General features: G+C 57.4%; 14 protein-coding genes. 9 read left to right on the top strand and 5 right to left on the bottom strand.

Going from position 1 to position 23,576, the window contains the following annotated elements; all coding sequences use genetic code 11:
* Positions 1-40: 40 nt before the first annotated feature.
* A complete protein-coding gene (locus tag HMPREF2804_RS11135; protein ID WP_013398310.1) occupies positions 41-199 on the bottom strand; it encodes a hypothetical protein in 159 nt (52 codons plus the stop codon).
* A gap of 610 nt (positions 200-809) precedes the next feature.
* Between HMPREF2804_RS11135 and HMPREF2804_RS09420 the strand changes: the two genes are divergently transcribed.
* Together HMPREF2804_RS09420 and HMPREF2804_RS09415 are read left to right on the top strand one after the other, a co-directional pair.
* The gene (locus HMPREF2804_RS09420) at positions 810-1,568 is read left to right on the top strand and encodes an ABC transporter ATP-binding protein (RefSeq protein ID WP_070628104.1); all 759 of its coding nucleotides are present in this window, start codon (positions 810-812) and stop codon (positions 1,566-1,568) included.
* Between the two features lie 36 nt (positions 1,569-1,604).
* On the top strand, positions 1,605-4,388 hold the full coding sequence (locus HMPREF2804_RS09415; RefSeq protein WP_083308369.1) for an ABC transporter permease: 2,784 nt from the start codon (positions 1,605-1,607) through the stop codon (positions 4,386-4,388).
* 137 nt (positions 4,389-4,525) lie between these two features.
* Here the strand turns inward: HMPREF2804_RS09415 and HMPREF2804_RS09410 are convergent, their stop codons facing one another.
* Positions 4,526-7,312 (bottom strand): multicopper oxidase domain-containing protein, encoded by a 2,787-nt coding sequence (locus HMPREF2804_RS09410; RefSeq protein WP_083308375.1) that lies wholly within the window; start codon positions 7,310-7,312, stop codon positions 4,526-4,528.
* Between the two features lie 301 nt (positions 7,313-7,613).
* Between HMPREF2804_RS09410 and HMPREF2804_RS09405 the strand changes: the two genes are divergently transcribed.
* Both HMPREF2804_RS09405 and HMPREF2804_RS09400 read left to right on the top strand, forming a co-directional pair.
* Positions 7,614-8,246: a hypothetical protein gene (locus HMPREF2804_RS09405; protein ID WP_070628103.1), complete on the top strand. Its 633-nt coding sequence runs from the start codon at positions 7,614-7,616 to the stop codon at positions 8,244-8,246.
* A gap of 258 nt (positions 8,247-8,504) precedes the next feature.
* Positions 8,505-9,815, top strand: a complete 1,311-nt coding sequence (locus HMPREF2804_RS09400; protein ID WP_070628101.1) for a glycosyltransferase family 87 protein — start codon at positions 8,505-8,507, stop codon at positions 9,813-9,815.
* 90 nt (positions 9,816-9,905) lie between these two features.
* On the opposite strand, the gene HMPREF2804_RS11130 is transcribed toward HMPREF2804_RS09400, so the two are convergent.
* Positions 9,906-13,295: a hypothetical protein gene (locus tag HMPREF2804_RS11130; protein WP_070628099.1), complete on the bottom strand. Its 3,390-nt coding sequence runs from the start codon at positions 13,293-13,295 to the stop codon at positions 9,906-9,908.
* A 217-nt stretch (positions 13,296-13,512) separates the two neighbouring features.
* Here HMPREF2804_RS11130 and HMPREF2804_RS09390 point away from each other — a divergent pair, with 217 nt between their 5' ends.
* The 4 genes from HMPREF2804_RS09390 to HMPREF2804_RS10830 all read left to right on the top strand — a co-directional run bounded on the left by HMPREF2804_RS09390 (position 13,513) and on the right by HMPREF2804_RS10830 (position 19,352).
* Positions 13,513-15,906 carry a CPBP family glutamic-type intramembrane protease gene (locus HMPREF2804_RS09390; protein ID WP_246824246.1) on the top strand — a complete coding sequence of 798 codons (2,394 nt, stop codon included), beginning with the start codon at positions 13,513-13,515 and terminating at the stop codon, positions 15,904-15,906.
* 9 nt (positions 15,907-15,915) lie between these two features.
* Positions 15,916-17,229: a M18 family aminopeptidase gene (locus HMPREF2804_RS09385; RefSeq protein ID WP_013398319.1), complete on the top strand. Its 1,314-nt coding sequence runs from the start codon at positions 15,916-15,918 to the stop codon at positions 17,227-17,229.
* 227 nt (positions 17,230-17,456) lie between these two features.
* On the top strand, positions 17,457-19,073 hold the full coding sequence (locus tag HMPREF2804_RS09380) for an ATP-binding cassette domain-containing protein (RefSeq protein WP_246824245.1): 1,617 nt from the start codon (positions 17,457-17,459) through the stop codon (positions 19,071-19,073).
* 150 nt (positions 19,074-19,223) lie between these two features.
* Positions 19,224-19,352 (top strand): hypothetical protein, encoded by a 129-nt coding sequence (locus HMPREF2804_RS10830; RefSeq protein ID WP_013398325.1) that lies wholly within the window; start codon positions 19,224-19,226, stop codon positions 19,350-19,352.
* Positions 19,353-19,752: 400 nt separating this feature from the next.
* On the opposite strand, the gene pdxT is transcribed toward HMPREF2804_RS10830, so the two are convergent.
* Together pdxT and pdxS are read right to left on the bottom strand one after the other, a co-directional pair.
* Positions 19,753-20,379 carry a pyridoxal 5'-phosphate synthase glutaminase subunit PdxT gene (pdxT, locus tag HMPREF2804_RS09375; RefSeq protein WP_070628095.1) on the bottom strand — a complete coding sequence of 209 codons (627 nt, stop codon included), beginning with the start codon at positions 20,377-20,379 and terminating at the stop codon, positions 19,753-19,755.
* 224 nt (positions 20,380-20,603) lie between these two features.
* The gene (pdxS, locus tag HMPREF2804_RS09370) at positions 20,604-21,515 is read right to left on the bottom strand and encodes a pyridoxal 5'-phosphate synthase lyase subunit PdxS (RefSeq protein WP_070535662.1); all 912 of its coding nucleotides are present in this window, start codon (positions 21,513-21,515) and stop codon (positions 20,604-20,606) included.
* A gap of 367 nt (positions 21,516-21,882) precedes the next feature.
* Here pdxS and HMPREF2804_RS09365 point away from each other — a divergent pair, with 367 nt between their 5' ends.
* Positions 21,883-23,523 carry a Na+/H+ antiporter gene (locus HMPREF2804_RS09365; RefSeq protein WP_070449962.1) on the top strand — a complete coding sequence of 547 codons (1,641 nt, stop codon included), beginning with the start codon at positions 21,883-21,885 and terminating at the stop codon, positions 23,521-23,523.
* Positions 23,524-23,576: the final 53 nt, after the last annotated feature.

Below are 23,576 nucleotides of genomic sequence, written 5' to 3'. Positions count from 1 at the left end.
ATAACATCTTAAGATGTTATTCGAACACCTTACCGGTTACCTACTTACCGCAGATAAAACCGGAGCACTCCCAAGAGATAGTGCAGAAGTGACCGACGGTAGTGGTCCCGGGAACGGTGAAGAGGCCACCTGCCTGATCACCTACGGTCCCTGCTAACTCCTGGTCGCTGACTTCAGCAATAAGGCTAATGGAATCCATTACCTTCTCCTTTCTGCTAGTATCGAAATCTACTGATATCGGAGGGGACTCGCAAATATGATTGCAAATCCTTCCGATGTTTCGACTCTATCTTACATATGTACAACCTGACAAGGGGGTTTGTGGCTTTCGGTTAACTCGTTATTGGGGTGCGAGAATCGTGCGCTGTGTCAGACTAGAATAGGGCAGGGGGGGGTATGGCTCGCCATTGACCTATTGCCGTGACTGCTTGATCATGCTGTTTTTTTGATCTCTTCCACCTCATAGTACATCCATGAGATGTGACACACTTTTACTGACGTAAGCATAGAGCATAGATACGAATAGTGCTTATTCCTGTCCCAGTATGCATGCAAGTGTCTATTCGAGATCTCAGGGGTTTGAGCAACCGGCCCGAGATCTATGTTGGTTCTGGTATTGCTAGAGCGCGGCGATAAAATGAAATTATAAGCTTCATATATATTACGAAAGAGCATGTTTGTGTGTGTCGTCACTTTTATCTCCGTCAGCCCTCTGCTAGATGCAATTAGCATACATATTTTTTAAAAAACTAAACTTAAGGTATAAAATAGTAGGGGTTTTGCGGTAGGCATCTGCAACAATTAAGGGCATGACTACTACAGAAGCCAGCACTGAAACTCCAGCGGTGTCCACCAAAAACCTGTTCAAAACCTACGGTCGGGGTGAGGCAACTGTACACGCCCTGAATAATGTCACTATTGATTTTGAGCGGGGTAAGTTCACCGCGATTATGGGTCCTTCGGGCTCGGGTAAATCAACGCTGATGCAAACCCTCGCCACGCTGGATACTCCCGATCATATTCCAGAGACCAGCATCCGTATTGGTACCACCGAACTGTATGGGCAGAGGGATAACCAGCTGACCGAGTTCCGGCGTGAGCACGTGGGTTTTATCTTCCAGGCGTTTAACCTGGTGCCTACCCTGACCGCTGGGCAGAATATTGATTTGCCGCTGGGGTTGGCGGGTAAGAAGCCGGACCCGGCCTGGCGTGAATACCTGGTCAAAACCCTCGGTCTGTCAGATCGGTTGGGTCATCGTCCCGAGCAGCTTTCAGGTGGTCAGCAGCAGCGTGTTGCTATTGTACGTGCGCTGCTGTCGCGTCCGGAGGTGGTGTTTGCTGATGAGCCCACCGGTAACCTCGACTCAAATTCGGGTGCCGAGGTGCTCAGGCTATTGCGGGATGCCGCCACTGAGCAGAAGCAGACGATTCTGATGGTCACCCATGATGCGCATGCTGCTTCGTATGCTGATCGTGTGGTGTTTTTAAAGGACGGTGCGATTGCTGGGGAGATGCTGAATCCTACGCATGATGCTGTGCTGCAGGCGATAGGGCAGCTGGAAGGGTAAAGATCCGCACGTTCTAACAGGAGGGGAAATAGCCGCATGTCTACTATGTCTAAACGAACTAATACATCTCTGAATACGGTGGCGCGCTCTAACTTGCGCGCTTCTAAAGGTAAGTACGTTCTGACCGGCATCGGCATAGCGGTTGCCTCATTCTTCATCGCCGCCATTATTGTGCTCCTCGGCTCGCTACAGGGAACTATAGATGCCGCGATAGGAGATGCGCTCTCAGAAGACGATAACGTGGTCCTCTCGGCTGGAACTAACAACCCAAATAATTACACGGCGAACCATTACCTCACGCCCGAAAATCTCGACACGATCACCAACGACCCTTCGGTTCAGCGCACCTGGGTCATATATGACGGGCAGGGTAAACTCGGCACCGGAGAAAACTCAGCAAAGGTGCGGTATACACCGGCTCCCACCGACACCGAGCTCTTCCCATTCCCCATTGACGGCAAACTGCCGGGTACAGACACAGAGCTGTTGATCTCAAAAGAATTCGCTGAAAAACACAACCTGCACCTTGGCTCAACGGTGACCTCACCGGATGTTGTGGCAGCTATTACGAACCCTAACACCGGTGCCACCAAGGAATACACCATTGCTGGCATTTTCGACACCGGGTTCTCCGGCTCATTCTCAAACGATAACGTTTATATTGGTGGTACCTCCTATCAGAACGCGGCAGATGAGGCGCTCAAACAGCTTGACCCGAAATCTATGGAGGCGGCACAGCTACCGCACCCTAGCATGACGTTCGTCCAGTTCAAAGGTGACGATGACGCCCACGCACGCACCGAGCTACAGAAAAAGCTAGCTACCGGTGATCAGAATACCGAACCCGTGGCGAAGTCAGGTGGGGAGTACCTGCAGGATCTCAAAGAAGAAACATCACAATTCTTTGCCTTTATCGGCGTGATTCTAGGGGCGTTCGCGGCACTCGCCCTGCTGGTCTCATCTTTCGTTATCTCGAATACGTTCGCAGTGCTGGTCGGTCAACGCATCCGTGAGTTGGCGCTGCTGCGCACTCTGGGCGCGTACGGGAAATCCCTGGTGCGCATGCTCTTAGTTGAGGCGCTCGTGGTGGGGGTTGTTTTCTCCGCTATCGGCGCTGCGCTCGTCTATCCGGTCGCTGCGCTCGCCGGTGTGCTGTTTAAAGATTTCATGGTCTCGTATAACCCGCTGGCGTTCGTGGTGGGTGTGGTGGTCTGCACGCTCGTAACGGTTGTTGCATCGCTCGCCCCGGCACGTAGCGCCCTGAATATTTCGCCCATCAGCGCCTTGGGGGAGGGTACCGCCCAAGCCGTGAAGAAGCCGGGCATTGCGGGTCTGATCCTGGGCCTGATTGCCGCCGTGGCAGGGGCAGCAGCAGTTTGGCAGTCGCTGAGTCTGACCAGTGCCCCGGATGCAGGTGCGCAACAAAGCAGCGCTGGGGTGCTGTTGGTCATGGTTGCGGCGTTGCTTTTGGGCGTTGCCGTGTTCTTACTCCTGCCGTGGTTGTTGCCGCCGCTGATTCGCGTGTTTGGTTCGGTGATTCGCTCCCAGACCGGGAATCTGGCAGTCGCTAACGCGCTGCGTTCGCCTAAGCGCACGGTTTCGACCGGGCGTGCCGTATTGGTGGGTGTGCTCGTGGTGTCTGCAGTACTGAGTGGGTACTCCATCATGACTGCATCGACGGCGAAGTCCATGGAACGTGCCTATCCCGTCTCGGCGACGGCAACCTACGGGACCGGTGGCGGCACGGGAGCTGAGAGCCTTGCCAAGGCGCACTCGGTTGCCGATAAAGTGCAGGGGATTAAGAATGTCGAAAGCGTTGCGGTGGCTCCAGCCGCCGGTGCCCTAGAGTACACCATTACGTCGAAAGACGGCAGCCAGCCAATGAGTAACACCGCGAGTATGGTGGCGCTCAGCCAGGACGACTTCGCCAAAGTTATTCCGGCTGAAGGAAAGTACCCGACTGAAGACAACACCGTGCTTGTGCCCGAATCTCTGTATAACAATGCGGGCTTTGACGATTCCACCCGCCTGAAGGCACGCGGACCCTTAGGAGAGATTGAACTCAAGCCTATCAAGTCGACCAGTAAGATCGTGAATCTGTACGTGGTGAACCCAACCACCGGTGCTAAACTGCAGAACCCGGATGACCCGCAGCCCTTGACTCCGCAGCAGCCCGGAGAATCTGGGGAACAGCCCCAAGGCTCAGCCGCGCAGGAACAGCGGGGCGCATCCGCTGCCCCAGGGGGTATGAATCCCTCAGCCGGGGCGGAGACTATGGTGCTGGTACACGCTAAATCCCCGCTGACCGCTACTGAGAACTCCGCGCTCCAGGATCAGCTTAATAAGGCTAATGACGGCAACGAGTTCACCGGCGGTCTACAACAGCGCGGTCAGCTCGATCAGGTTCTGACGATCATGCTGGGGATTACCCTGGGTCTTCTCGCCCTCGCCGTGGTGATCTCGGTGATCGGCGTGGCAAATACGATGACTCTCTCGGTCAATGAACGCCGCCGCGAGAATGCGATGTTGCGTGCGTTGGGGCTCTCCCGCAAGCAGCTGCGCCGCATGATTTCGGCGGAGGCAGTACTGATCACCCTGGGCGCAGTGGTGTTGGGCATCCTTGGGGGTGTGTTTATCGGTAGCGTGAGTGCGAAGGTGGTGCTTGCTGCGACCGACCAAAAGGTGGAGTTCGTGCCGGATCTGCCGTATCTGGGTCTGGCGCTGATACTGCTGGTGGGTCTTGCATCAGCATTGGTTGCATCCGCTCTGCCGGCGGCACGCTCGGCTCGGATGTCGCCGGTGGAAGGACTCGGCAGCTAGCTAGTCTACGCTGAGCCCATACTTTTGTCATGGTTGTGCTTTTGTCAAACGACCGTAACCATGACAAAAGTATGGGAGGACAGCAGGGAAAAACGGGGAGGCGACAGCGATAATCCCGCCGCCCCCGACTTCCCGGACTACTTATCCGTCACCTTAATCTTGCCCATCGCGCCGCGTTCCATTTCGGCGAACCGGTGGTTCACGAACGTGTACGTGCCGGGTTCGCGGAACTGCATCTCAACGAACCCGCCCTGCGCCGAGTCCAGATCGAGTGCCTGCGAGTGACCGCCGGTTTCCCCATACGGATCTCTGCCGTTCCGCAGCAGGTAGCCGCCTTCCTTATAAACGGTGTCAAATTGTGAGCCGACCACGTGGAAACTCATGCCCTTCGACGGTCCCGCAGCCAGCAGCCAGATGCGCACGCGCTCGCCGGTTTTCACCTCCAAAGGCTGATTCACGTACTGGGTGGCATGCCCGTTGAACATGGTGAGCGAAGGAGTGCCCGCCGCAATGCCGTCAGAGGAAACTTCGGCGAGCTTATTGCCGTCAGCCGCGGTCTGCCCCGTATCGGTCAGGTATGTTTCATTCTGAACCATCACATACTCATGATCTACCGGTTCCAGATCCGGCGGGTCGATAATTACGGCACCGTACATGCCCGCCGCCATATGCAGACTCATGGGTGCGGTCGAGCAGTGGTACAGCCAAATACCAGAGCCGGTAGCCTCAAAACGGTAGGTCAGTTTCTCGCCCGGGGCAATGGTTTTCATCGTGTTATCGGGCGAAACCATGCCCGCGTGGAAGTCGAGCGAATGCCCCATCGAACCGTTGTTCTCCAGGGTAATCTCGAAGACATCGCCCAGCTTACCGTGCAGCACCGGACCCATATACGAACCGTTGAATGTCCACGCCTTCACATCAAGCCCGGGTGCAATCTCGCGGTCGAGCTCCTGCACATCCATGGTCATCTTGTGAACAGTCTTACCGTCACGTTTCTCGCCCGCAGGCACGGGACGCAGCACCGGATCACGGCGCTCATGATCCTTGCCTGGGGATGCGTGCATATCAATATTCGCGTTCTGCGCGGTCAGCAGGTTCGTGTTTGTGCCCGAGCCATTTGACCCGTTATTACCGCCGGAGCCGCCCCCGTGATGTCCGTTCGCCTGCAGGTTATTGCCGGTGGTTTTCACGTGAAATACCATGCCCTGCTGGCGGTGCCCGGCCACCGAGCACCAGCCCTCAAGGTCGGAGGTCACCACGCCAACATCCACACTCTTCGTCTCGCCGGGGTTCAGCGTTCCGGTCTTCGCACCGTTGGCGAAGGTGAGGTCGTGGGTCATGCCCTGATCGTCGTTCGTCACCTCAATCACCAGGCGGTTACCCACCGGAACCTGCGCGGTATCGGGTGTAAACCGGTAGTTTGAGGTTGCCTTGACCTTCAGCGTTGTGGTCTGTCCCGTGCCGGTCGCCGTAGAACCGCCTATAAAGTTGAAGCCTACCGAGCTGGGGTCGGCCGCAATACCCAAGGTCAGCGCCAGAATCACAGCAAGCGCGCCGAAAAGGGTCTGCCGGGTATGATTCACAGGTTCCTGTTTGACCTCCGTGACAGGGGCAGGCTTCTCACCGCGCGCCCGCGCCGCCATCATCTCTTTACGGGTATTGACCGAAGCCTTAACGCCGCGCACCATAAACGGCAGGAACGAAGCCAAACCGAGCGCACCCACGGCAGAGACAGCGACCTTCACCCAAGAGCCCGTAAGCGCATTCGGCAGCATGAAAATAATGAGGCTCAAGTTCACAACCGTCACACGCCCGGCGGCGAGCCTACTAAATTCCTTATTGGATGCGCGCACCACGGCGGGTCCGCCGCCCATACGCTGGGGAAGCAGGTAACTCATAGCCCCTAGAAGCACCTGAAGCAGGAAACCCGCCACGAAAATGGGGGTTACCTCGCTCATGCGAAGCTCCTCAAACGGGGTGGTAAACACCAAGCCAGCAGTCCACACCACGCCGATAATAAGCCAGATAAAACCTGCACCCACCGACATTGGTGGGAACTCTGTGGGGCGCTTCGTGCGAAGGGTTCGCACCATCACCCACGCCACGATCAGCAGCCCCAGCAGATACACGAGCAGGCCCGCGCCCGCGAGGGGGCGCATCCCGAAGAGTGAAGCGAGCGTGGTAACCCCAACGCCCACGCACATCAGAATGAGAGCGCGTACGCTGGTTCCCAGGGCATTTTCGACCATCTTGGTGCGCAGCATCGTAGGCCAGAAGGTAATAAGGGTGCCAACCACCGTAATACCCACGAACCCGAGGACATTCACGGCCTCATGCGCGAGCATAAACTGCGAATGCAGTGTGCCCCGCAAACCAGGCAGTGCCGTCATCGCGCCCAGTACGGCACCGACGGGAAGCAGGAACGCGGCGGCGATATAGAAACGAATCGTGGCGCCAAACCGCGAGGGAAGCGCCTGTTTGACCTGGCGAAGAAGCGCATAGCCATGCCAAGCGACCATAGCGCCTACCGCCAGCGCGCCGACAACCGTCAGGGGATAGAACTGCGGCATGAGATCCTGCAGAATCATGCCCGCCATCAGCAGCACAATACCGCCGTTAAGTGCAAAAATACGTGTGACCTGAATGCCGCGAGCCGAATCAGGGATCTTAATTTTCATGAGCGCTTCGGTGAAGTGCTGACTCCAGATCAGAATCGAATTCGTAATCAGCCCCAGAGTCACCATATGCACAATCAGCCAACCGCCCTTGGGGATAAAGCGATGCACCAGAATCGCGATAATAACGCCAAACATCCAGTACGATACCGGCTTCGATGCGCGGCGGTGCCAACTACCCCGACCGGAGGCGCGCTTAGCAATCTCCTCGGGCGTTAGCGAGGCGCCGGGGAGTTCGGTGGGGCGCATCCCAATCGTGAGTCCATCGTTGCCGGAACCCGAAACATCGGCCCCGGACTGTGCAGAACTTTGCGCCGCGCTCGGCTTTGAGGATGCGCCGCCACGACCGGTATCGCGGCCGGTTGATCCTTCTGAGTCAGAACCCGAGGGAGTGGGGTTATGGGGATTCTCGCTCACGGTGTTGTCTTTCGATCGCTTTTAGTCACAGTGCATATAGTTCCATTATATTGCCCGAACCATGCGAATTTTAGCTTTGCGTGAGCCGTCATACAGTACGGTGTCGGTAGGTGGTAACCGCTAGAATAGCCCTATGAAGTATCTGACTCTCGCCCCCCTCGCCGCCGTTGCCGCCGTGATGCAAGCGCTCGCTATTTACGCTTACGACCAAGATGGAATGGCGGTGGCGGGGCAGATCTTCTTTCCCGTTCTCTTTACGCTGATGGCGTTGTACCTGATGATGAGGAATCCGGGCGGGTCTGCCAAACAGCTTGTGGTGGTGGTCCTTGAGCTGGCAGTTTTCGCCGTCACGATGGTGGGGGTAAATCAGAAAAATCCTTATCTGTACCCCTCGATTATCGTCTACTATGCGTCGTTCGCGGTGCTTGCCTTAGAGATTGCGGTGCGCATCGCCGAGATGCCCAAGAAGGCGAAGGTTCAGGACGATAGCGAAGACCCCGAATCTTCCGATCAGGATGCGCCTGCCGAGGGTAGCGATGATACCGCCTCTGTAAAAACCGATGAAAAACCCGCGGCGAAATCTTCGGCGGCAGCAAAATCGGCAGGTCATGGACTGCGGCGCCCCCGAGCTCAACGCGGTACGCACTTGGTGGCGAAGGTGAAGCCCCGTGAAGGCGTCGAGTCTTCCGGGCAGAGTTCTCAGGATAAGACTCACAGCAACACAAAACCTGAGCCCAAAAAATCTTCGGAAAATACTTCTGACTAGTATATATTTTGTATTTGGAATATATCGTGGGTGGCTTGTTCGCATAGGGTGAGGAACCGCATTCGCTGCACACCAGCGATTGGTTCGTGCATCCCGCGCCCCAAGCAATGTATTTAACGTAAGCATATGTCACCCCAGAAAGACAGGCTCTCATCTGGGTATATGCCCGAAGGGGAATATAATCTTTCGGCGAACAGAATATCCACGCTACACTAAAGGGCGAGAACTTCAGCTCAGTAAGACAGGTACTAATACGCCATGACTGAATCCCGCGCCCAGACTCCGGTTCTGGGCAAACTTGCAGTAGTGGCGCTCATCCTCATGGTGGTGGGCGGCTATATTTTTGAAGCCTTCGTGAACACCTACGGCGGTCTGGATTTTTCGATCTACCGCATGGGTGCCATGACCATTTTCGATAATGAAGGTTTCGACAAAGAACTTTATGGGCGCGCCATGGTGAGCATCGGCGTGCTGGATTTGCCGTTCACCTACCCACCCTTTGCGGCGCTGGTCTTCCTGCCGTTTGCCTTCGTACCACTCAAGGTGGGTATGGCAATTATGGTGCTTATGACGACCGCCGCCGCGTGGTGGCTCTCCAGCATCATGTATTCCTATGCCAATGCACATGGCCGACCTTTACCGCTTCAAGATAAGCTCGGGCGTTATGGCACGATCGCCGCACTCACCATAGTGGTAATGCTCTGCGGGCCCTGGCGGCGTACCTTCGACCTTATGCAGATTAACCCCATCATTATGGTGCTGATTCTTGCCGATTTTCTGCGCCCGGCAACACGTGTGCCGCGCGGAGTACTTATCGGTATCGCTGGCGGTTTGAAACTGACCCCGCTCGTATTCGGACTTATTCTGCTGGTGCGCCGCGACTGGAAGGGCATTATCACCCTCGGTGCAACCTTCCTCGCCACCATTGCCCTCGGCTTTGTGCTACTGCCGCAAGAAGCCCCGCAGTACTGGTTCCACGCGGTTTCAGATCCTTCGCGTGTGGGCGATATTAACTTCGTCGATAATATTTCGATTCAGGGTTGGCTCATGCACTATGGGCTGAACGGAACCGCCGCCAAGCTCTGTTTCTACCTGCTGGCGGTGCTCTCCGTCGTGCTCACCGCCGCGATTCTCTATCAGCTCGAACGCCGCAACAAGGCTCTCGCCCAGGTTGCCGTGACCGGGTTCCTCATGGTCAGCCTCTCGCCGATCAGCTGGTCGCATCATAACGTGCTTCTGCCGCTTCTGGTCCTCGTGCTTATTGTGGATGCATTCGGCGAGTTCTTCACATACCTGCCGCCCGCCGCGGTGACTGTGGCGCGCATCCTGACCTGGGTGGGCGTTGTGGGGCTCTACATTTCCCCGCGCGTGCTCGGCGGCATGACCCAGTGGAATATGAATGGGCTCGAATTCTTGGCGGCGCCGGGTGTTGCGCTGGGCGGCACACCGATCGTGTGCCTCTTTATCGTGACCGTTCTGTTGTGGGGGTGGGCGGCCCTCACCCCGAAAGCACGCAGCGCTTCGGTCAAACCTGCAGCAGAGTCGGCAAACGCCCCGAACTCGGCATAGCCTTGTGAACCGTGCAGAAGACCCCCGCATCGTCGATCACGATGCGGGGGTCTTCTCTATCTCGGTTTAGACCAAGAAGTTACCGGCTACCTAGCGAATACCGACGTTCCAGGTGCCCTGGAATGAATCAATCGCCAAGTAAACATCTTCGGATGCGTCAAACTTCGCGGTGCCCTGGAACTCCGAGGTGCTGGATTCCAAGATAACATCGTTCGAGCGTGCCGCATTCTTTACACGCAGGTCCATCACCGGCCTATGATCGTAGCTAGCCTCCAAGGTGCCCGAGCCACCCGAGTAGATCACGGCGTAGGAATTAAACGCGGCGCTGATCTTCTCGCCCTTAGAAATCTTCGGTGCGGAGGAAGCATCGTAGACGCGAATGAGCCACTCGCCCTCACTATCGACATTCACCTTGCGGGTGGGGCTGGAAGTATTCAAGTCCATCCACAGGGTGCCCGAGATTTTATCTTTGGTCAGCGCGGAGGTGTACAGAGCGAAGCTGGAAGTTTTATCGTCCCCCGTGCGCCCCTCCAGGGAGTGGCGCGAGTTGGATTCTTTGGAGGGGGTGAACTCGTAGTAGACGATAGCCTTCGAATCGTTGCCCTTGGGCTTCTCGATATCGATGGTCTGCTTATCCTTGCCCTTGTACTCCTTGAAATCGCCGCTGGGCAATTTCGCCTCAACATTCTTCAGCTCAGCGGGCGATGATGAGCTTGCCGAGCTCTCTGACGATGCCGAGGCTGCCGACGATGACTCGGCGGGGCTTTCCGATGCTGCTGCATTGGAAGATCCGCGCGGCAGGGTGAAAATCAGCACCAGAATGATAATAATCAACAGCGCCACAGCACCGGCAATTACGCTCCACCCGGCGGGAGTCGCAAAGAACGGGCGCTTCGGCTTCTCGGGCTGGTTGAAGGGAGTCTGACCGTTTGCATACGGCGAATCGCTGAACCCGGATGCTGCCGCCGCAGTGAACCCGTTGAGCGCATCCGAGGTGTTTGACTCGGAGTATTGCTGATTCTGGTTCGACTGGTTCTGATTGTACGAACCCTGAGCAAAACCGCTGTTCTGAACGTTATTATTCTGAGCGTCGTTCTGCTGCTGGAACTGCTGCGATTGACCGGACTGGTACTGACCCTGCTGAGGCTGGTTCTGCTGCGACTGCGAGCCCTGGAATTGGTTGGGCTGACCCTGCCCCTGGAACTGGTTACCCTGCTGGTTCGAAGCATTCTGCACCGAGTGCTGCTGATTCTGCCCCGACTGAGAGCCCTGATCCTGTTGGGCATTCTGACTCTGCGCGCTTTGACCCTGCACGCCCTGGTTCTGAGAACCCTGCTGCTGAGCCGAAGCGCCGGATGCGCCCGCCCCGGAAGAGGCCGCTGCACCCGCACCCGCTGCGGCGCCTGCGACAGCACCAGCGGCGGCACCCGCACCAAAGCCCGAGCGTGACCGGTCCTGCCCCTGCTGAGACTGTTGTCCCTGGTACGACTGACCGGACTGACTCTGCCCCTGCTGAGGCTGACCGGACTGAGAATATCCTGGCTGGGATTGTCCGGGCCGCGCCTGACCGGATTGCTGCTGAGACCGCGGCTGAGCGAATCCCTGCTGGCTCTGCTGCTCTCGACTCTGGGACTGCTGCGCCTGCGAACCCTGATTCGGGGCACTCTGACCCTGGGTATCTCGGTTCTGAGCGCCCTGGCTTTGGGTGCCCTGGCTTCGCGGATCCTGGCTCTGAACGTTTTGCTCCTGGGCGTTCTGCCCTGCAAATCCCTGTTGGGACTGGGCGCTTAGGCCCTGCTGCTCGGATCCCTGGTTCTGCTGCGCAAAACCTTGACGCTGCTCGGAGTCCTGCTGGCGCTGGGTAGAATCCTGCTGCTGGCGCTGGGCAAATTCTTGCCGACGCTGAGCCTCGTAAGACTGCGGCTGCTGCCCCTGCTGAGAATGTGCGGGCTGCTGCGGCTGAGACTGGTTCTGCTCACGGGACTGGCTGAACTGCTGCTGACCGGGCTGATTCTGCCAAGGCTGAGAGGCCTGACCCTCAAACCCGCGAGGCTGCTGCTGGTTCTGAGAACCTTGTGCTTGAGGCACCCGATTCTGCTGAGCCTGACCGCCAAAGCCCTGCTGAGACTGAGCACCAAAATTCTGCTGGGAATTCTGCGATGCAAATCCCTGCTGCTGAGAGCCGCTTCCCGGCGTCTGAGACTGCGAAACGTTTGAACTCGATTGATGCTGCGCAAAATCCTGCTGACGCTGATCAGAGCCAGGGCCCTGCTGTTGCTGGTTGAAGCTCTGCTGGCGCTGTGTAGAATCCTCTTGCTGACGCTGGGCCTCAAAAGACTGCGGCTGCTGAGATTGCCCGGGCTGTTGGGTCTGAGTAACGTTTTGAGACTGCGCGGGCTGTTGGGGCTGAGCCTGCTGACCCCGGTTCTGAGCGTTCTGCTCTTGAGAGCTCTGCGCGGCAAAGCCCGACTGCTGCTGATTCACGGGAGCCTGAGACTGTCCATCAAAACGCTGCTGCGTGGGAGGAACCTGGGAAGTGCCGCGCGGGGGAGTAGCTGGTCGGGAAGATGCCTGAGCCTCGGTACCACGCGAATCAGCCGAATCGCGCGCATCAGACAGGGTGCGTGCGTCCGTAGGCTCACCCTGAGACTGATCCGAAGACTGCTCGGGGCGTGACTCGCGTGAAGGAACCTGCTGCTGTGCGGATTCTGAAGATACAGGCTCCTGTCGTGCAGCCTCGGGTCGTTCGGCACCTGCTGCAGTGGCAGAACCTGCGGACCCCTGAGAATCCTGTGCGTCGCTGAGGGGCTCTCGCGCATCGTAAGAAACACCCGAACCCTGCGCGACTCCCGGCTGCTGTGCGCTTGCCTCCGGTGCGGACGGGGCATTGTGGGTATCGCGAGCGGGCTCGCGGGTAGGCTCCGAAACCTGAGGCTTTGGAGCCTCGGCGGTGCCGCTCTGACGGTTCACGGGGGTCTCAGAAACGCTCTGCTCGGAACGCACCTGCGAATCGGCCGAAGAGTCTGCCGCTGCACCGGGACCGGATGCGCCCGCACGCTCACCCGCGACCTCGCGCGACTCGGAACCGGCTGACGCCGCATCCTGAACATGGGCAGACTCCGCCTGAGTCTTCTGCTCAGGGGTCTGCTGATGGGAAGTTTTCTGCTCGGCAAACTGTTCGGAAATGGTCGGCGCGGTACGCTGCTTCGGGGTGGAAGCCTGCGCAGACTCACCGCTCTGCTCAGAGCTTGACGATGGCGAGGGCTTCGCGCTGGAAGAACCCTCAGAAGAGCCCGATGCGGCAGATGAAGACTCCGCCGTCGAGGGTGCCTGCTCATTCTCAGGCTCGGGCTCCTCAATCCACAGCTGCCAACCTTCGGGAACAGGACCCCATGCGGGATCGGGCCGCCACGTCGGGGTAGGAGACCACCCGGCAGGCGGTTTGGGCCAATTTGGGGGCGGATTGAAGACGAGAGCCATCTGAACCTTCCTTCACTACTGGCGCCAAAAACACCCGGAAGCGTAGGCACGAGTAGCCTCAAATTTTAAACTACGGTAACCCTCAAATTATGGCATATTTCCCATAAAATATAAGCCCGAAAAGTTCATAGGCAGGTAAATTATTACACCGTAAGGCAACCCGCACAGATGGCCCCGGTGTGACATTCGGGGGAGGGTCCCCTCTATTATGGATACTATGAGCACTAATCACCAGCAGGAACCCGGACATCACGGTTCTGAGTTCATTCCAACAAACCAACCACCTGGCGCAGTCACTAATACCCAAAATATGCCCACGCTGCTGAGCCCGCATCAGGCAGAAAGTTACGGGTACGGCGCTGAGTCTACCTTCGCCTCCGCTGAGTATTACAGGAGTAACCGCCTTACCCGTAAGGAACTTCTGGAACGCGCTAGCGAGCTGCCCTATCACCGGTTATCGCATGTGAACCCGCGTGCCCGTTGGTTCACCCCGGTTCTTGAGGGTTTGCTGATTGCCGGCATCTATTTTGTGCTCCTGCTGATGGTGAGCTTTGCGCTGCTGGCATTCGCCGTGATGCTGCGCGTCCCTTACGATTACCTGACCGATCTGCAGCGTATTTACGCGAACGTTTTTAAGACCCCGCTTGTTTTTATTGCGCTTCTTATTACCATCATTCCGGTGATTCCGGCGATTTTCATTGCGCGCCTGATTACCAACTTCAAACCCTTAGGGCTGATTCACTCCATTGCGGGCCGCATGCGGTGGTCCTATTTAGGTGTTTTCCTAGGCTTTGGGTTCCTCATTTTCGGTCTTTACTATGTAGGGTTCGCGACTCTGGATGGTTCTTTGACCACGCAGAACAGCGTGCATCCGCTGAATTCCGGCATGTTCTGGCTGTACATTGTGCTTATTCTGCTAATAGTTCCGTTCCAGTGCTACGCCGAGGAACTGCTCTTCCGCGGTTATCTCATGCAGACCGTGGGCCGATGGCTGAAGAACCCCGCTTGGGCAATTATTATTCCAGCGCCTATCTTTATGGTGCTTCATGGTTACGGACTGTGGGGTCTGCTTTCTGTGCTGACGATGGCTCTGATCGCCGGGTTCTTGTGCTGGTACACTGGCGGTCTTGAAGCCGGTATCGGCCTGCATATTGCGAATAATGTTTCGATTTTTATCTTTGGGCTGCTGGGTCTGGCTGACCCCTTTGACGCGAATCGTGAGGCTCAGGCGCTTGACTTTGTGCAGGCCCTTATTCTGCAGCTTGCCTTCGCCGGGCTCGTGTACATGTACACCTACCGGCAAAAGAGGAAAGCCGCTCTGAACCAGGGGCAGGATGCGCCAGCCGCAGCACCGGCTTCGGGTGCTGCGCACGCGGCCACACAGCCCGGTATGTCCGTGAAAAATGCTGCTGCTTCACCTGCTGCTGATACCTCTGCTTCTGCAACGCAAGGATCGCAGGCGCCGGTACAATCACAACCTGTACAACCTGCTGCCCCTGTGGCGGGGAACGCCAAGCCCGCACAGGATAATGCTTCGGTAAAATCGGCGTCTTCGGCTGCCCCCGCCAACCCGCAAGCAGCTGAGGAACATCGTGCACCCGAGTGGAATATCGCGGAGAAACCGGCTGCACAGGCACCCGCCGCGAAGCCTGTGGAAGGCGTTCGTAAGAGCGAGCAGAATGGTACGTCGGCCGAGGCTTCTGCCCCCGCACAGCCCGAGCGTCTGGCACCGGCTCACGGATCGGCGTCGGCTAATAAGCCTGCACCGATCGGTAAGCCTGCGCCAGCCAAGAAATCTGTGCCGACTCATGAGTCAGCCCAGTCCCAGAAACCGGCGCAAACTGCTCAACCGGCACAGGCTCATAAATCGGCTCAGCCCCAAAAGCCGGTACACACTAACGAATCAGCCCAGGCTGAGCGTCCGACGGCCGCGAATACCGCCGCCCGCGCGACCGGGAAAGAAGCGCCTGCTGCCGATAAACCCGCGCAGTCTGCACAGGCGAGGACTATCGCCGATGAACTCAAGCCTGCCGTGGTTGCCCCCGCAGCAGCGGAAAAGGCTCCGTCAGGCATAGATCTGGATGCGGCGCAGAAAGCGGCACGCGCCTCCGTGCAAAAGGCTCAGCAGGGCTCGAATCGGGCCGATTCTTCGGTGCGTGCCTCCGGGGCGCAGGGGTCTGTATCGAATGCAGCCGCGCCGCAGAAGGAAGCCGCTAGCGCATCCACTGCGCAGGCAGACGATACGAAGAACCCTTCCTCGAAGAACTACGCGCCGGATACCTCCACAATGAGCATTCCCGTGCAAAATGCCTTGTCAGCTTATGAGCGTGCCAAGGCTCAGGCCCTTGCTCAGCAGAAAGAAGCTGCCCGGCAGAAGGAAAGCGGGCAGGGCACATCTGTCGCGAAGAATGCGGCTGCGGACGGCTCGGCTGTAGCCTCGCAAACCTCGCGGGCTCAGCAGGAGGCATCCCAGAACACCTCAGAGGTTCCCTGGGCTACCGCTCCGATTCCGAAAATCTCGCCGGAAGCCGCACAATCGCATAAGCAGGGATCAACCGACGCTTCACCGTGGACCTCAGCGTTCCCCGTCATTCCCAAACCCAAGAAGTAGGCGCATAGTATGACCGTTGATGCCGTCAAAAATATCGAAGACCTCGCCCAGTTCGTCTGCGATTCGCCCGTCTCATATCTGGCGGCGCGAACCGTGGCGCGGCGCCTGCAGGCGGCGGGGTTTACCGAGCTGAACGAAACCGAGCCGTGGCAGAATGAGGCTGCCGTCGGCAGGCATTTTGTGATGCGTGACGGCGCGATCATTGCTTGGGCTGGCGGTCGGCGGGCGCAGAAGGCGAGCGGTTACCGGGTGCTGGGTGCGCATACGGATTCGCCGTCGCTTAAGCTCAAGCCGAGTTCGTCGGTGACGGCGGCAGGATGGCATCAGATGGGCGTCGAAAATTACGGTGGCGCACTGCTTAATTCCTTTTTGGATCGTGAGCTGCGCGCTGCCGGGCGCCTGACGGTACTTCGGGAAGACGGCACCCTTCAGGATCGCTATGTGGTGACTGGGCCGTTGGCGCGTGTGCCGCAGCTGGCCCCTCATCTGGACCATAAACGTAATGAGCTGACCCTCGATAAACAGTTCAATATGTACCCCATTTGGGGCGTGGATGATACCGAGAACGATGTGCTCGCCTATTTGGCGCAGCAGACCATCGACGAGGGCGGTTCGGTCGATCCGGAGCAGATCGTCGGTTACGATGTGCTCTTTGCGGATGCGCAGGAACCCCGCCGTTTCGGGCGAGACGGAGAGTTTTTCGCCTCGGGCAGGTTGGATAATCTCTCGTCGGTTCATGCCGGATTGTGCGCCTTAGAACGCTATGTGGCCGAGAATGCTGACGAAGACTCGGCGCACACCGTGATGCTTGCGGGATTCGACCACGAAGAGATCGGTTCTGAAACCCGCAGTGGCGCCGCCGGTCCGTTCCTGGAGGATGTGCTGGTGCGGCTCTCGCAGGCTCGCGGGGAAAGCCAGGACGAATACCGCCGCTCACTCGCCGATTCGGTGTGCCTTTCGGCGGATGCCGGGCATCTGGTGAACCCGAACTACCAGGGGCATCATGACCCGACGGTGCGCCCGCTTCCCGGTGCTGGCCCGCTGCTGAAGATCAACGCGAATCAGCGGTATGCAACCGATGCGGTGGGTGCCGGTATTTTCGCGGCAGCGTGTAAGGCGGCGGGCGTTCCCTATCAAGAGTTCGTGTCGAATAACAATATGCCCTGCGGTTCCACGATCGGGCCTATCACCGCCACCCGGTTGGGGATGCGCACCATTGATGTGGGGATCGGACTACTGTCGATGCATTCGATGCGCGAAATGTGCCACGTTCACGATATGGCATACCTGACCCGCGCGGTGGAAGGCTTCTACCGGCTGTAGACGCCGTGTCCTTTCTGTCCCGCCTCTATCGCCCATAAGTCGTACATTTTCCTGCATATCGTACGTTTTAACCCTACGAATATGCAGGAAAGTGTACGATATATACCGTTATACCGTGCCTAGGTGCACACTACCGACAATACATTCTCCCGCCGCATCGAGCAGCGGGAGAGAAAGAGAACTCGGTGAAATACCTCAAACCATATTTTATATTTTGTGCTCGCGTTATGACTTTAGCCTGGCGAGTATCATTCCCGAAAAACCTTAGCGTACTGGCCGCCGTCATTATCTCTGCGCTCGCTCTGATCGCCTGCCCAATTCTGCTGGGTTATGGTGTTCAGCGCACCCTTGAAAACCTAGAAGCCTGGCGTCAAAACCTTGCCGTCCTCGTGGTTCTTTACAGTATTTTGTGGCTAATCGGGCAGAGCTTTCGGTATCTTTTCTACCCTGCCTACGGGTTCATCGAGCAGAAAATGCAATCGCGCCATATGGCGGATGCGCTCGCCACCAGCATCGGCGCCGACCCGCGCGCACGCGCTACACTAGGCGCCTCCGAAATTGCGTATGCCGTCGATGCGCAGGCCGTATCCATCCGCGAAACCCTCGCCGCCTTGTACCTCTCAATTCTGCCCGCCGGGGTTGGTTGTATTGCCGGTGCTGTCTCGATTCTGGTGATGGGTGGCGTGCCGGAGCTAGACATATTTTGCGGGTTTGTGGCGCTCTATCTGGCTGGAAGCATGCCGCTGATCGCGCGTCATCAGAAGTTTCAGGGCGAATTCTTTGACGGCTCAATGCGCAGTTTCGGCACCCTGGAAAACACGCTTCGTCTCTGGCGTGAAAGCAGAATCCTTGGGGCGGCTCCCTTTCTTCACGACCGATACGCCCAAGGCCGCCTGCCTGTAGAAGCAAAAGCTCTCAAAAGTTACCGTTACACCATGTTGTTACACACCTGGCAGGGCGCGATGCTGGCTCTATGCCTGCTCGCGATAGTGCTCAAAACCGTATTATTCGGTGAAGGCTCTCCGGCGCAGATTACGGGTACTGCGGTGGCACTTATCGGAGTGTGCGCGGCGGCAATTGGTCCACTCCAAGCCGTCGGCTTTGGGGTATCGACCATCGCTGTTTCGGCAGAGCGTTACCGGCAAGCGCACCATAAAATAGCCGCTCCTGCCGCTGAGAATTCGGGCTATCTCGTCGACTATGTCATAACCACAGGTGAGCTTTCCCTCCGCGTGGATGCGCGCAACCTGAGTGAAACATCCTATGGTGTATATACGGTGAAGCCGGGTCGCCCGTGTTGGGTGCGTGGCGCATCCGGCGCGGGAAAAAGTCTGCTTTTAGAACGGTTTCTTGGGGTGCGCGCGACAACTACCCCCGCTTATATGTCGATGAGCGCGCCGCAAGGCACTCTTCGGTTCGTCTACCTGCCGCAAGAAGCTGGGCTGCTGGTTGGTACCGCGCATGAGAATGTGGCGTTTGGGCGCGACATTCCGGTGCATATATGCGATCGGTACCTGCAGGCGGTGGGACTAAGCGAATTTACTTCTAGTGGTGCTCGATGTCATGACACCGTCGCGGGTGAGAGCGGCAGCGTGTCCGGGGGAGAGGGCAGGCGCATCGCCTTGGCGCGTACTTTGGCGGCGACCGAAACCTTGAATGAGCAGAAAGCCCTGAGCCCCACGACCGTCATGGTTCTCGATGAACCGACCGCCGGGCTAGATGCGCCTACCCGTGCCCGCGTCTGGGAACTGATTGAGCGAGCGGCCCATACCGCAATCGTGCTGGTGAGCACCCACGATGAGGATGCGCCCGCCCGGCAGGACGATACCGTCATTGAACTCTAACGCGGCGCGAAGTCTAGGAATGAGAGAGTTTTACCTGTAAAACATGCGGTAAAGTTGAATCAACCCTTTTCACCGGGGTAAGAGCACACGGCACGCATTATGAAATTTACCCCCGTGATGACTCTTAGGGTGGAGAGGGGGTGAGTAGGAATGCTGTTCTACGAGATAGTAGAAACGGCTCAAGCGATCCTCATCAACTACATTCTGATTGATGGATCAGCTCAAACCGTTTCTTACATCGTAGGCGTTATCTCAACCTGGATTAAGAATCTGAGGTAACGACCCTGCTCACTGGAAGGGCTTGGTAGCGGCAACTATTGAGCCCTTCCGTTCATGAGCTTTGCATCATGAAATATGCTTTTAGTCTAGCACACCGCCTACTGGCTGCCGAGGGCTGTTCTTCCGCAAGAGAACCTTAGATACAGCCTTTGTCTGGGAAGCGCAACAGCTTTTTGCAACCGCCTCGAAAAATACAGCTGTGCGGTAAGCTATCCCAACGTATCCCCAGAAATCCCTTAAAAGGGATAACTAGTTTTCGCACTTATTTCAACCTATCGGGACTTATCTTAAAAATCCCGATAACCCCCGATAGGTTCCGATAACTTTTGTTCTCCCACATAAAAAGAGCCTTCATTCACGTAAAGGCTCTTTTTATACCAGGGGAGAGACGGGAAAGGGCCTACCGAATTAGCGAGAGCAGTTCCTCGTGCACGGTGGTATCGCCCGTGACTTCCGGGTGGAAAGAAATGCCGATAATGTTCCCGGCGCGCACGCCCACAATCTTGCCCTCATGATGCGCCACCACCTGCACACCTTCACCGGCACGGGTCACAATCGGCGCGCGAATAAACGCCGTATCGATCACGACTTCCTCACCCGAGGGTGTAAGCCACGGCAAATGAACCTGCGCCGAATCGACCTGCGAGCCGAAGGCGTTACGCCCAACCGAAACATCCAAAACACCGAGCGACTGCTGCCCCGGAGCCGGATCGTCAATTACAGTCGAGAGCATGATCAACCCGGCGCAGGTTCCCAGGGTCGGCAAGCCCCCCGAAATCGCCTCAATCAACGGCTGGCGCAGCCCAAAAATACGGGTCAGCCTGTCAATCGTGGAAGATTCGCCGCCGGGCAGAACCAGCGCATCCAGGTTTGCCAGCTGCTCGGCACTTTTGACGAGCACCACCTGCGCACCCAGGGATTCGAGCATGCGCGCGTGTTCGGCAACGCCGCCCTGCAGCGCCAAAACACCCACGGTTTTGCCCACACCGGGCAGGGCAGCCGGGGGAAGAACCTCAATCTCGCTCATGAGCCTATCTTTCTGCAACACTAGGTTGCTCACACAATGTAGAACGTTGGGTTTCGGGCTGTGTTTGAGAGCGCCAAACTCACCCGAGCAGATAACGTATCTGAACAGAATCGGGGGCGAAGCCCGCACCGAGCTTCACCCCCTGCACGTCTTGACCGGGCGCCCTCACCTGATCCGAATATATCGATCGGCGAGCGCGCATCCGCCACGTGGTCGGTCTATACTTACCAGCCGCGCTCCGCCAGACGATGCGGCGCAGGCAGATCGGCAACGTTGATGCCGACCATGGCCTCGCCCAAACCGCGTGATGCATCCGCCAGTTTTTCGGGGTCGTTGTAGAACGCGGTTGCCTTCACGATGGCCTTAGCGCGTGCCTCGGGGTTTCCGGATTTGAAGATGCCGGAGCCGACGAATACGCCGTCCGCGCCCAGCTGCATCATCATGGCGGCGTCGGCGGGGGTTGCCACGCCACCGGCGGTAAACATGACCACGGGCAGCTTACCGGTCTTCGCAACTTCGAGCACCAGGTCGTAGGGGGCGGCAAGTTCTTTCGCCTTCACGTACAGCTCGTCGGGCATGGTGCTGTACAGGCCCTGCAGCTCGGCGATCTGGCGCTTAATGGTGCGGATATGCTTGGTTGCCTCCGAGACGTCACCGGTGCCGGCCTCACCCTTCGAGCGGATCATGGCGGCACCCTCGGCGATACGGCGCAGCGCCTCGCCCAGGTTGGTGGCGCCGCATACGAACGGCACCGTGAACTGGTGCTTGTCAATGTGGTTCACGTAATCGGCGGGGGAGAGTACCTCTGACTCATCGATGTAATCCACCTTGAGGCTTTCAAGAATCTGCGCCTCAACAAAATGCCCGATGCGCGCCTTCGCCATCACGGGAATCGAGACGGCGTTAATGATGCCCTCAATCATATCGGGGTCGGACATACGAGCCACGCCGCCCTGCGCACGAATATCGGCGGGTACGCGCTCAAGCGCCATGACGGCGACGGCACCAGCATCTTCGGCGATCTTGGCCTGTTCGGGGGTGACGACGTCCATAATAACGCCGCCCTTGAGCATGTCGGCAAGCCCGCGCTTCACGAGCGGGGAGCCGGTTACTGGGGAATTAGTCTGTTCAGTCATGCCCCCATTTTCTCACGTTTGGTGCATGTATGCTCGCCCCGTGACGGATTTTCTGCCGCAGGGCGCGCATCTTTGTGTCTGCGTGACACGAATCGTCATATTTCGTGATGCTCACGGCGTTATACAGCCTCGTAAGCCGACTCCTATAGAACAGATAACTAGACCGCTCGGTGTGCACCCCTGCACGGGGTATCTTATATTCGCGCGTCTTTTGCATTTAGAACCACAGTACCGCGAAAAGAGTACAGTTCAGTATGAAAGCCGTATTTTTACCCCGTGATATGTTGGAATACGCACGCCTTCACAGGTGTTATTCTGGCGCTGTTTATTTCTCTTCAATCTCCAACACACATCAAGGAACGTCACCGTGCTTGAAGTCATTATTGCCCTGTCGCTGGCGATTCTTCTGGGTAATATCCTTGCCCATAAAATACGAATAACCCCCGCCATTATGCTCATTTTCATGGGGCTTGTGCTGGCGCTCATCCCCGTTCACGCCATGCACGAGGTGCGCGAGGCCGGGCTGCCCCCGCACGTGATTCTCGAAATCTTCCTGCCCGTGATGCTGTTCTGGGAGACCCGAAACACCTCCTGGCGTGAGGTGCGCGCCCGTCTGCGCGGCATTCTGCTCTCGGGCACGGTGCTCGTAATTTTCACGGCGTTCGTTATCGCCTGGGTGCTTCACACATTTATGGGCGTCTACCTGTGGCATGTGGCGCTGATTATCGGCGTGGCGCTCGCCCCCACCGATGCCGTGGCCGTGGCAACGCTCAACGGCAAACTCCCCAAATCTTCCATCACCACCCTTAAAGCGGAAGCACTCATTAACGACGGCACCACCCTAGTTCTTTTCGCACTCGCCCTGCAGCTTGCGGGTGGTCATGAACTGGCCCTGGGGACCGCATCCGGAATGTTCTTCTTCTCGTTCCTGATCGGAAGTCTCGTTGGCCTGGCCGTCGGATGGGGTGCGAATAAGCTGCGTGCGCACATCGGCAACCCCATGAACTTCAGCGTGTTCATGTTTACCGTGCCGTTTATTGCTTTCTTCCTGGCTGAAGAGATCGAGCCTTTTGAGGGCATGAAAGGTTCCGGAGTGGTGGCTGTGGTGGTCGCCGCTTTCTACCTGACCTATCGCGGACCGGATACCATCAAACCCCAAAACCGTTTCTACGGTCTGCCCATCTGGTCGTTTGTCTCCTATGTCATGAACGGTGCGCTCTTCGTGCTCGTGGGTGTTCAGCTGCCCAGCGCCACTGCGCCTGTGGATGATGTTCTTCGTGAATACAACTATGCGTGGGCTTTGACGTTCGCCGTGATTGTGGTGGCATGGCTTGTTTCCATTGCGGCGCGTTTTATTTTCCTGCACGTCACGATTGGTATTATTCGTGCCCTTGACCGTTCAGAAAAGCAGAAGCAGCTGCGCACAACTTTCCGTGGCCGTGTAGTGAGTACCTTTGCGGGACTGCGCGGCGGTGTTTCCCTCGCGGTGGCTCTCTCCGTGCCGACTGATGTTCCCGCGCGTGACTTTATTATCTTTATTGTTGCGGGCGTGGTTCTGCTGTCGATGGTGGTTCAGGGGATGCTCCTGCCGCTCGTTATTAGGTGGGCGAAAATTCCGGTTGATACCACCGAAGAAGATGAGATCAATGAAGCAGTGCGCACGATAATTGCCGAGTCCTTCGACTCTGTGGCTGAGATTGGCCAGGAAATTGGTGCACCACAGTGGATTATCGACCGCATTGCCGATGAACAGATGTACAACGCGAGTATGTACCGCAACCTGCACGCCGTTCGTAAACACGGTGCGAACGCGCCGGAAGAAGCCCGCCGCATTATTGAAGCGAGCGACCTTGAGAAAGAGCTGCGTCTGCGGCATTTGGAGAAGCAACGCAGCGTGCTCAAGCGCCTGCGTAATGAGCGCACAATCGACACGAATGTGCTCCACGCGATTCAGGAAATCCTGGATATTGAGGAGGCTCGCGTGCTCGGCCCGGTTGAGCTGGAGTAGCCCCGAACGGCTCCAGAAGTGCTAAACCCCGGGTGTATTCTATATTCCGTATA

The organism is Rothia sp. HMSC065G12, assembly GCF_001811455.1.
In the GTDB taxonomy this organism is placed as follows: Bacteria; Actinomycetota; Actinomycetes; order Actinomycetales; family Micrococcaceae; genus Rothia; species Rothia dentocariosa.
Note: the sequence above shows the minus strand (reverse complement) of the source record. Positions and strands in the feature narration are given on the sequence as shown.

Excerpts from the sequence above, each read along its gene's own strand:
- HMPREF2804_RS09405 (WP_070628103.1), top strand. The coding sequence starts at position 7,614 with ATGAAGTATCTGACTCTCGCCCCCCTCGCCGCCGTTGCCGCCGTGATG.
- pdxS (WP_070535662.1), bottom strand. The coding sequence starts at position 21,515 with ATGACTGAACAGACTAATTCCCCAGTAACCGGCTCCCCGCTCGTGAAG.
- HMPREF2804_RS09410 (WP_083308375.1), bottom strand. The coding sequence starts at position 7,312 with ATGCGCCCCACCGAACTCCCCGGCGCCTCGCTAACGCCCGAGGAGATT.
- HMPREF2804_RS11135 (WP_013398310.1), bottom strand. The coding sequence starts at position 199 with ATGGATTCCATTAGCCTTATTGCTGAAGTCAGCGACCAGGAGTTAGCA.
- HMPREF2804_RS09420 (WP_070628104.1), top strand. The coding sequence starts at position 810 with ATGACTACTACAGAAGCCAGCACTGAAACTCCAGCGGTGTCCACCAAA.
- HMPREF2804_RS09415 (WP_083308369.1), top strand. The coding sequence starts at position 1,605 with ATGTCTACTATGTCTAAACGAACTAATACATCTCTGAATACGGTGGCG.
- HMPREF2804_RS11130 (WP_070628099.1), bottom strand. The coding sequence starts at position 13,295 with ATGGCTCTCGTCTTCAATCCGCCCCCAAATTGGCCCAAACCGCCTGCC.
- HMPREF2804_RS09400 (WP_070628101.1), top strand. The coding sequence starts at position 8,505 with ATGACTGAATCCCGCGCCCAGACTCCGGTTCTGGGCAAACTTGCAGTA.
- HMPREF2804_RS09380 (WP_246824245.1), top strand. The coding sequence starts at position 17,457 with ATGACTTTAGCCTGGCGAGTATCATTCCCGAAAAACCTTAGCGTACTG.
- HMPREF2804_RS10830 (WP_013398325.1), top strand. The coding sequence starts at position 19,224 with ATGCTGTTCTACGAGATAGTAGAAACGGCTCAAGCGATCCTCATCAAC.
- HMPREF2804_RS09385 (WP_013398319.1), top strand. The coding sequence starts at position 15,916 with ATGACCGTTGATGCCGTCAAAAATATCGAAGACCTCGCCCAGTTCGTC.
- HMPREF2804_RS09390 (WP_246824246.1), top strand. The coding sequence starts at position 13,513 with ATGAGCACTAATCACCAGCAGGAACCCGGACATCACGGTTCTGAGTTC.
- pdxT (WP_070628095.1), bottom strand. The coding sequence starts at position 20,379 with ATGAGCGAGATTGAGGTTCTTCCCCCGGCTGCCCTGCCCGGTGTGGGC.